1 protein-coding gene is annotated in these 422 nt (G+C 69.2%); it reads left to right on the top strand.

The features are described 5' to 3' along the window. Positions 1–422 (top strand): substrate-binding domain-containing protein (locus tag I6F37_RS41550; RefSeq protein ID WP_225154604.1); only part of this gene is annotated, 422 nt, incomplete at both ends.

Below are 422 nucleotides of genomic sequence, written 5' to 3'. Positions count from 1 at the left end.
CACGATCATCAAGCTCGCCGCCGACGAGCTGCCCCAGGGCGGCGAGGTCGCGGTGCTGTCGGCCACCTCCACCTCGACCAACCAGAACGAGTGGATCGCCGAGATGACCAAGGTCATGGGCGACTACCCGAACGTCAAGGTGGTGGCGACGGTCTATGGCGACGACCTGGCCGACAAGTCCTACCGGGAGGCGACCGCGCTCATGCAGAGCCACCCCGAGCTGGACGCGATCATCGCGCCGACGTCGGTGGGCATCGTCGCGGCCGCGCAGGCGGTGGCGGACGCGGGCAAGATCGGCAAGGTGAACGTCACGGGCCTGGGGCTTCCCTCCGAGATGGCGGGCGCCATCGCGTCGGGGGCGTCCAAGTCCTTCGCCATCTGGAACCCGGTGGATCTGGGCTATGCGGCGGCGACCATCGCCC

The organism is Bradyrhizobium sp. NBAIM08, from assembly GCF_020193935.1.
In the GTDB taxonomy this organism is placed as follows: domain Bacteria; phylum Pseudomonadota; class Alphaproteobacteria; order Rhizobiales; family Xanthobacteraceae; genus Bradyrhizobium; species Bradyrhizobium yuanmingense.
Note: the sequence above shows the minus strand (reverse complement) of the source record. Positions and strands in the feature narration are given on the sequence as shown.